Genomic DNA, 2,990 nt, shown 5'->3' with positions numbered 1-2,990 from the left:
CCAGATCGCTGGATGTTTTGTGAGGAACATGCCGGTGAGTATAACCGCGGATATGATTATTTTGAGGGGCTGACCAAGGAAGAAGCCGAAGAACGCGAGGCCAATGAACGCCGAGATTCTTCGGGTTATAAGGAATCGGCGCATTATGGTTGGGCTGGGTCCGGCGATGGCAGCCGAAGCCGTGACGAAATGCACGCGCTCGATATACTAGGCCTTGAAAGCGATACCAACTTTGAGGACGCGAAAAAGGCTTGGCGCAAAATTGCTAAAGAAACCCATCCTGACGTGAACCCTGGCAATGCCGATGCCGCCAAGGCGTTTCAGGCGGGGCAAGCTGCCTATGACGTCTTACGCGTCGCAGAAGAACGGCGCGCGTGGAAGGGCTAGCGTCTTGTACGCGCGAAACTATCGGCGCATAGGCCAGTCGTGATTCGAGACTTTCCGCCTTTCCGGAACTTTGCCGCTGCATTGATTGTGCTGGCGCTTGCTTTACGTATCATGGTTCCGGCAGGTTTCATGCCGTCTACAGAGCGCAGTTTTGCGCTGACCATATGCACTGGCATGGATACCCAGACCGTTTGGATGGACAAATCGGGCACGCTGCACAAGGAAGACCCATCAAAGGGTAAATCTGTTGAGCATCAGCCTTGTGCTTTTGCTGGGGCAGCGATTGCAGCGGATTTCCTTTCCTCCGTTTCCCAAATTGCAATGGCTCCAGTTGCCCTGCCATTACCAGGTTTTGCCAAAAGCGAGGTTTCGGTTGGTGCTGGTTTAGCGGCGCCACCGCCTCCTGCGACAGGACCACCTTCCTTCATCTAAACTGAAGGGCTGCTTTGCGGCTGATCTCTCGTTTAGATTTGGGAAAATACCATGAAATTTATGTCCATTTTGCGCGCTTCTGTGGCGTGCGTAGCTATTTCTATTATCACTCCCGCGGCTGCTGAAGATGCCGCTGACGCCACGATCATCGTCACTGGACCTGCCGCTGCTGACGAAGCAGAAACATCAGCAAACAAGACCGCCGGTGGCACTGACGTTATCAGTCACAAAGATTATGCAGACAAGACTATCGTGTCGTTGCGCGATACATTGGCCTTTTCCCCCGGCGTGTATACGCAACCTCGCTTTGGCCAGGAGGTCAGGATTTCCATTCGTGGTTCCGGCTTGTCGCGTGGGTTTCATATGCGTGGGTTGACGCTATTGCAGGATGGCATCCCCATCAATCTGGCAGACGACAATGGGGATTTTCAAGAACTTGAACCGATATTTTTCGACCATCTTGAGGTTTATCGCGGCGCAAACGCGTTACGCTTTGGTTCCGGAACGCTGGGCGGTGCAATAAACGGAGTTACGCCAACCGGAGACAATGCCGGCGGGCTTTATCTTCGCGGTGATGTCGGTAGCTCTGACTTTTATCGTGGCTTGGCGTCTTTTGGAGTGAGTGATGGCGATGCCAATGCTTGGGCAGCGGTCAGCGCCGATAGCCACGAGGGGGATCGCCAACACGCCCAGCGGAACTCAATTCGCTTTAACGGAAATGTTGGGCTTAGGATTTCGGATGTCGGGTCGACGCGATTTTACGGAAGCGCGACGACACTTAACCAGGAATTACCTGGTGCATTGACCCGTGCAACGGCATTGACTACGCCACGCAGCGGCAATTTTGTCGGGGATCAGGCGCGCGATATCAATTCGGTTCGTGTCCAGAATCGAACCCGTTTCGATTGGGGCAACAGCCAATTGGATGTTGGCGCGTTCTTGAACGTCAAAGAATTATATCACCCAATTTACCAGGTTATTGATCAGGCATCGACAGATCGCGGCGTGTTCGCGCGTTATGATCGCGAGGGAGACGACTGGAGTGTTACTGTCGGCGGCGAGTCCCGTTGGGGAACAATTGACTCAAAGCGCTTTATCAATGTGAACGGCACGCGCGGAGCGCTTACTTTCGATGCCGACCAGACGGCCCGAACATCGAACATTTATGGAGAGCTGCGTGCAACGCCGGTTGTGGGCGTTACGCTTATAGCTGGCGGTATATATGCCGATGGTGTCCGCAAGCAGGTTCAGATCGTTCCGTCTGCCGCAACGGGTGCAGCGTCTTTCGACGCTTTCTCGCCCAAATTTGGCGTACTGTGGGAACCGTCCGAAGACGTCCAAATTTTTGCCAACTATAGCAAATCCACAGAATTCCCAACTTTCGTTGAACTCGCACAAATTGCGGCGTTCGTTCCTGTAAAGGAGCAAACAGCATGGACAGCCGAAATCGGGACACGCGGGAAATTGGGATGGGTAAGCTGGGATGTGGCGATTTATCGGGCCAGTATAAAACGGGAGATGCTTCAGTTTACCGTCGGACCGGACATTCCCGCAGCAACCTTTAACGCGGACAAGACACGTCATCAGGGCGTCGAAGCTGCATTCAGCGCCATGCCGACCAATTGGCTGCGCTTTCGGCAAATCTGGCAATATTCGGATTTCAGATTCGTGGTTGATGCCCAATATGGTAACCGCCGACTACCTGTAGTTCCGATCCACGTCCTGCGGTCTGAGCTTCGGCTGGGCGACGATGATCTGCATGTTTCGCCAAATGTGGAATGGGTGCCCCAAGGTGCTTGGGCGGATTATCGGAACACAACCCGTAATGGAGGTTATACATTGTGGGGCGTATCTGCCGCGGCGCGCATCAAAAACGGCGTAAATATATTCGTCGATGCTCGAAACGTCACGGGTGTGAAAGCCATTGGCGATGTGTCGGCAGCACTATTGGCGACGCCAGCCTCCGCCATTTACTATCCGGTAGAACGCCGAGCGATTTATGGCGGCGTTCGGATGCGGTTTTAGGAGGTAGGGCATGGAAAACACATCATTCTACCGCACAATCTGGCGTTGGCATTTTTATGCATCGCTCTTCGTCATGCCACTTGTTCTCGTGCTGGCGACAACGGGTGCAATCTATTTGTTCAAGCCGCAAATAGACCGTTGGGAGG

General features: G+C 53.6%; 4 protein-coding genes. All 4 read left to right on the top strand.

Annotation, left to right across the window (positions count from 1 at the left end; translation table 11 throughout):
- On the top strand, positions 1-387 hold a 387-nt coding region (locus ACIQ2T_RS12965), incomplete at its 5' end, for a J domain-containing protein (protein ID WP_397591166.1).
- A gap of 39 nt (positions 388-426) precedes the next feature.
- Positions 427-819, top strand: a complete 393-nt coding sequence (locus ACIQ2T_RS12960; RefSeq protein WP_397591165.1) for a hypothetical protein — start codon at positions 427-429, stop codon at positions 817-819.
- 51 nt (positions 820-870) lie between these two features.
- Positions 871-2,844: a TonB-dependent receptor family protein gene (locus ACIQ2T_RS12955; protein WP_397591164.1), complete on the top strand. Its 1,974-nt coding sequence runs from the start codon at positions 871-873 to the stop codon at positions 2,842-2,844.
- Between the two features lie 10 nt (positions 2,845-2,854).
- A partial coding sequence (locus ACIQ2T_RS12950) for a PepSY domain-containing protein (RefSeq protein WP_397591167.1) occupies positions 2,855-2,990 on the top strand: 136 nt, incomplete at its 3' end.

The sequence above is a fragment of the Sphingorhabdus sp. genome (genome assembly GCF_044357595.1).
GTDB lineage: Bacteria > Pseudomonadota > Alphaproteobacteria > Sphingomonadales > Sphingomonadaceae > Sphingorhabdus_B.
The sequence above is the reverse complement of the archived record's forward strand: the minus strand, read 5'-3'. Positions and strand labels throughout refer to the sequence as shown.

What these genes read in the sequence shown, in the direction of transcription:
- ACIQ2T_RS12955 (WP_397591164.1), top strand. Translation starts at nt 871, where the DNA reads ATGAAATTTATGTCCATTTTGCGCGCTTCTGTGGCGTGCGTAGCTATT.